Here is a 4,656-nt window from a genome sequence, read left to right as displayed (position 1 = left end):
CTACACCTGTTTTAAATGTAGAAAACACGAAAGTAAAAACAGGAGAAGTAAAAAAAGAGGTAATTAAAAAAGAGGTAGTTAAGAAAAAAGTTGAGGTAGTACGTTTGTATATGTTTAAAAATGCAAAAATTAAAAGAGCTTTAGCATTTACAATTAAAGATGTGGTAACTAAAACAGCTTAATTAAATATACTATAACTTTTGTTTTACATAAATATGTCTTACCCTAAACTGCATATTTATTTTCTTTGTTGCACAATATCTGTTGTAATGCACATAATTTTCGATTAGCAGATTTTACCCAAATTACAGTCATCGACGATTTTTTACACTTTATCATAATTTTTGTTAAACAGCGAAAAATATGGGGGTTTAAGCGATTTAGATTTCTATAGCTTTATGTTGGTAGTAATTTTACATCAACAAACAAAGTTACTATGAAAGCTATTATCACTTTATTATTCGTTATTACAGTAAGCATTACAGCACAAGCACAAGATGCTAATGTTGCTCCTGTATTAAAAATGGATAGTAAAGAAGTAAAAGCTACTGAAGTTAAAAAGGAAACTTTAAAAGAAAAAAATCAAGTAGCACGTTTGTATAAGTTTAAAAACTCTAAAATTAAAAAAGCATTAGCTTTTACAACTAAGAAAGCAAAAAGTAAAATAGCTTAATATCAGTTAGATAGTTGCTATTTAGTGAATTAATGATTACTTTTTAGTTAACAGTTGTAGTGTTTGTTTTTTTGGATAAAGTGTTAGTTAACATAAATACTACTATTTTTTAATAGGTAGTTCATCTAAGTTGTTGCAGATCAACGATAAAAAAGTGTTTTTAAACGAGTTTGAAAATAGATGAGTGAGCTTGGGTTGTAATTTTATAGTAAATAAAACCTATTTATGAAAACTCTAGTAACCTTATCTTTTATACTCTGTGTTGGTTTTTCTTTACAAGCACAAAAAGCTAAAAAGTCACCTCTTAATAAAGTTGAAATAGTAAAGGTAGCTTCAATAGTAAAAGAGACTACAGTTAATAAGAATATTAAAAAGAATAGCGTAGCACGTTTGTATATTATAAAAAATGCAAAAATTATAAAGGCGTTATCTTTTGAAACAAAAGCAAATAAAGCAAAATTAGTTTAATTATGATATATATAACTTTAATTACCGTAGCAGCTATAACAATTGGCTTATTATCTAAAAATAAACCAGCTGTGCGTGCTATTAAAGTTCCTGTTCGTAATAAACATATTAAAAAGTAACTAACGACGACAGCAGTTTAACACTGCATATAAATAAAAAGCAGCTCTAAAAGAGCTGCTTTTTTTATGACTATTAAGTACTAGTTTTATTCTTCAACTAGTACCCATTCTCCTCTTGTTAATAAAGGTTCTGCTTGTTTAAATTTAACAACTTTAGATTCGCCATTCATTACATTTTTAATTGTAACTCTGTCGTTTCTACCAATTTTTGGTCTTTCTCTAGTAATTGTTTCTGTTACTTGTGGTCTATTACCTTGTGTTTGGCTAGCAGCTCTGTTCTGTGCAGCTAACTCATCACTGTTAGGTATTTCCTCTTTTGTAGTTTGTAAATTTGCTTGTGGCTTTCTTACGGTTCTTGCTTCCTGTATGTCTGATGTGTCACCAGTAGGCAATTCAGCTTTAAACAAGAATGATACTACATCTTTATTTACAGTATCTACCATAGATTTAAAAAGTTCAAAAGCTTCAAACTTATAAATTAATAACGGATCTTTTTGTTCGTGCACAGCTAGTTGTACAGATTGTTTTAACTCATCCATTTTACGTAAATGAGTTTTCCAAGCGTCATCTACAATTGCAAGTGTAATATTCTTTTCAAAATCGTTTACCAATTGCTTACCATTACTCTCGTAAGCTTCTTTAAGGTTGGTAACTATTTTAAGAGCTTTAATACCGTCTGTAAAAGGAACCTCTATACGTTCAAAATTGTTAGCCGTGTCTTCATAAACATTTTTAATTACCGGAAATGCAGTAGCTGCATTACGCTCCATTTTGTTTAGATAGTGCTCGTAAACAACTTTGTAGGTTTTACTTGCTATATCTTGACTGGTCATTTTTGCAAAGTCATCTTCGGTAATAGGAGATGTTACAGAGAAATACTTAATTAATTCAAACTCAAAGTTTTTATAATCACTAGCACCTTTGTTACCTTCTGCGATAGATTCGCAGGTATCAAAAATCATATTAGCAATATCTAACTTTAAACGCTCTCCTTGTAATGCATGTCGTCTTCTTTTATAAATTACCTCTCTTTGGGCATTCATAACATCATCATACTCTAACAAACGCTTACGAACTCCAAAGTTATTTTCTTCAACCTTTTTCTGTGCGCGTTCTATAGATTTTGTCATCATAGAATGTTGAATAACTTCACCATCTTCTAAGCCCATTTTATCCATCATTTTTGCAACTCTATCAGAACCAAACAACCGCATAAGGTTATCTTCTAAAGAAACATAAAACTGAGAACTTCCTGGATCTCCCTGACGACCAGCTCTACCACGTAACTGTCTGTCTACACGTCTAGAATCGTGACGCTCTGTACCAATAATAGCTAAACCACCAGCATTTTTAACATCTGTAGATAATTTAATATCGGTACCACGACCTGCCATATTGGTTGCAATGGTTACAATACCTGCATTACCAGCTTGCGCAACTACATCTGCTTCTTTCTTGTGTAACTTGGCGTTAAGTACATTGTGCGGTACTTTACGTATAGTTAACATTCTAGATAACAATTCTGATATTTCTACAGAAGTTGTACCAATAAGTACAGGTCTGCCAGAGTTAGATAGTTGTGTAACTTCCTCTATAATGGCATTGTATTTTTCTCTTTTTGTTTTGTAAATTAAATCGTTTCTATCATCACGAGCAATTGGTCTGTTAGTTGGTATTTCCATAACATCTAACTTGTAAATCTCCCAGAATTCACCAGCTTCAGTAATGGCAGTACCTGTCATACCTGCAAGCTTATTGTACATTCTAAAGTAGTTTTGTAATGTAACTGTAGCAAATGTTTGTGTCATTGCTTCAATTTTTACGTTCTCTTTAGCTTCAATAGATTGGTGTAAACCGTCAGAGTAACGACGACCGTCCATAATACGACCTGTTTGCTCATCTACAATCATTACTTTATTATCCATTACTACATACTCTACATCTTTTTCAAAAAGAGTGTAAGCTTTTAGTAATTGGTTCATAGTATGAATACGCTCACTTTTAATAGAGAAATCTTTAAATAACTCTTCTTTAAGTTCTGCTTCTTTTTCTATGTTTAGATTTTGGTTTTCTATTTGAGCAATCTCATAACCAATATCTGGCATTACAAAGAAATCACTATCTACATCTCCAGAGATGTGTTTAATTCCTTTGTCTGTTAGCTCTATCTGATTGTTTTTTTCATCAATTACAAACAACAACTCTTCGTCTACCGTAGGCATTTCACGGTTGTTGTCTTGCATATAAAAGTTTTCAGTTTTTTGTAATAACTGTTTAATACCTTCTTCACTTAAAAATTTAATAAGTGCTTTATTTTTAGGTAAACCACGGAATACACGTAATAATTGAAAACCACCTTCTTTAGTGTCGCCACTAGCAATTAATTTTTTTGCTTCTGCTAAAACACCGGTTAAATATTGTTTTTGTAACTGTACAATATCTGCAACTTTAGGTTTTAACTCGTTAAACTCATGTCTGTCTCCTTCTGGTACAGGACCAGAGATAATTAATGGTGTACGTGCATCATCAACTAAAACAGAATCCACTTCATCTACAATAGCAAAGTTGTGAGGGCGTTGTACTAGGTCTGTTGGTTTGTGTGCCATATTATCACGCAAATAATCAAAACCAAATTCATTATTTGTACCATAAGTAATATCTGCGTTGTAAGCAGTTCTACGTGCATCAGAATTAGGTTGGTGATAATCTATACAGTCTATAGTAAACCCGTGAAATTGAAATATAGGTGCCATCCAAGCACTATCCCTTTTTGCAAGGTAATCGTTAACTGTTACAAGGTGTACGCCATTACCAGTTAGTGCATTTAAGTACACAGGTAATGTTGCAACTAAAGTTTTACCTTCACCAGTATGCATTTCTGCAATTTTACCTTGGTGTAGAGCAATACCACCAATTAGCTGTACATCATAATGTATCATATCCCAGGTTACTTGCTTACCAGCAGCATCCCAAGAGTTTTGCCATACGGCTTTGTCTCCTTCTAGGCTAACATAGTCTTTAATTCCAGATAATTGTCTGTCGTACTCAGTAGCGGTAACAGTAAGGGTAGTATTATTTGTAAAACGTTTAGCAGTTTCTTTTACAACAGCAAAAGCTTCAGGTAAAAGGTCTGTAAGCGAGTTTTCTAATGTTTTATATACTTCTTCTTTTAAGCGGTCTATTTCTGTATAAAGATCTTCGTTCTTATCTATATCTGTAGACGCTTCTACTTCTAGTTTAAGAGCTTCTATTTGTTCATTTAAGTCTTTAGTATCTGCCTTTAGCTTTTCTTTAAACTCTACTGTTTTTGCTCTTAACTCATCTAAGCTAATAGCCTCTAAACTTTGTTCAAATGCTTTAATTTTATCAACTAATGGTTGTAATTGCTTAACGTCT

At 32.2% G+C, this 4,656-nt stretch carries 4 protein-coding genes; 3 read left to right on the top strand and 1 reads right to left on the bottom strand.

What is annotated here, in order from left to right; all coding sequences use genetic code 11:
- From ABJD66_RS06640 to ABJD66_RS06630, 3 genes are all read left to right on the top strand, one after another.
- A partial coding sequence (locus ABJD66_RS06640) for a hypothetical protein (RefSeq protein WP_348129598.1) occupies positions 1–182 on the top strand: 182 nt, incomplete at its 5' end.
- Between the two features lie 254 nt (positions 183–436).
- Entirely contained in the window at positions 437–673 is a 237-nt protein-coding gene (locus ABJD66_RS06635) for a hypothetical protein (protein ID WP_348129595.1), read from the top strand.
- A gap of 225 nt (positions 674–898) precedes the next feature.
- Positions 899–1,141: a hypothetical protein gene (locus ABJD66_RS06630; RefSeq protein ID WP_100895593.1), complete on the top strand. Its 243-nt coding sequence runs from the start codon at positions 899–901 to the stop codon at positions 1,139–1,141.
- 205 nt (positions 1,142–1,346) lie between these two features.
- On the opposite strand, the gene secA is transcribed toward ABJD66_RS06630, so the two are convergent.
- Positions 1,347–4,656, bottom strand: a 3,310-nt coding sequence (gene secA / locus ABJD66_RS06625; RefSeq protein ID WP_348129592.1) for a preprotein translocase subunit SecA, incomplete at its 5' end; no start/stop codon positions are given.

Origin of the sequence: Cellulophaga sp. (genome assembly GCF_039943695.1) — a bacterium.
Taxonomy (GTDB): Bacteria; Bacteroidota; Bacteroidia; order Flavobacteriales; family Flavobacteriaceae; genus Cellulophaga.
Note: the sequence above shows the minus strand (reverse complement) of the source record. Positions and strands in the feature narration are given on the sequence as shown.